General features: G+C 41.7%; 1 protein-coding gene. It reads left to right on the forward strand.

Annotation, left to right across the window (positions count from 1 at the left end; translation table 11 throughout):
- The coding region (locus tag FD32_RS04665) for an IS4 family transposase (RefSeq protein WP_156410637.1) at nucleotides 1-747 on the forward strand (747 nt) is incomplete at its 5' end.
- Nucleotides 748-750: the final 3 nt, after the last annotated feature.

The raw sequence follows: 750 nt of genomic DNA on the forward strand, positions 1-750 counted from the left end.
CAACTTGTCAAGCAAGCCCTCGCAAATGGCGTTCTGGCTGACTATGTGTTATTTGATAGCTGGTATAGCTCACCAAAAATGTTCTATGAATTAACCAAGTTGGGATTAAACGGCGTGGGCATGCTTAAACGGTCCAGCAAAATTTACTATCAATATCGCGGACGGCAATATTCAGTTAAAGCATTATACAAGCGACTGCAGGCCTCAAAATATCAACCCAAGCAAGCTTATCAATACAGCTGCTTTGTCGAAGCGCACGTCGGGAACCAAAAATTCAAGCTTCGCTTGGTATTTGTGGCTAATCGGGCCCGTCAAGATGACTACCTAGTACTGGCAACGACTCAGTTAGGCCTTCAGCCACAAGCGATCATTCAACTATACGCCCGAAGATGGCAAATTGAGAATTACTTTAAAGTTGCCAAGCAATACTTGCGGCTCGACAAATCACAAGTTCAAAATTATGACGGGCTTTGTGGCCATTTAGCAATTGTCATGATGACTTATGACCTATTAGCTTGGCAGGAACGGCAAAATCAGGATGATCGCACCATTGGGGATTTATTCTTTATAATGAACGAAGCCATGCCAGATATTGAGTTGTCTCAAGCACTGGTATGGCTTCTAAATTCGTTAAAAACGATTATTAATCATGAAGTTTATGCAAGAAGAGCCCAAATTATTCAGATGATGAATCAGTTCTTCACATTTTTGCCGAAACGGTTAGTTTCGCTGTTAACAGCAAGCTAAATG

Origin of the sequence: Limosilactobacillus panis DSM 6035, from assembly GCF_001435935.1 — a bacterium.
Classification (GTDB): Bacteria; Bacillota; Bacilli; order Lactobacillales; family Lactobacillaceae; genus Limosilactobacillus; species Limosilactobacillus panis.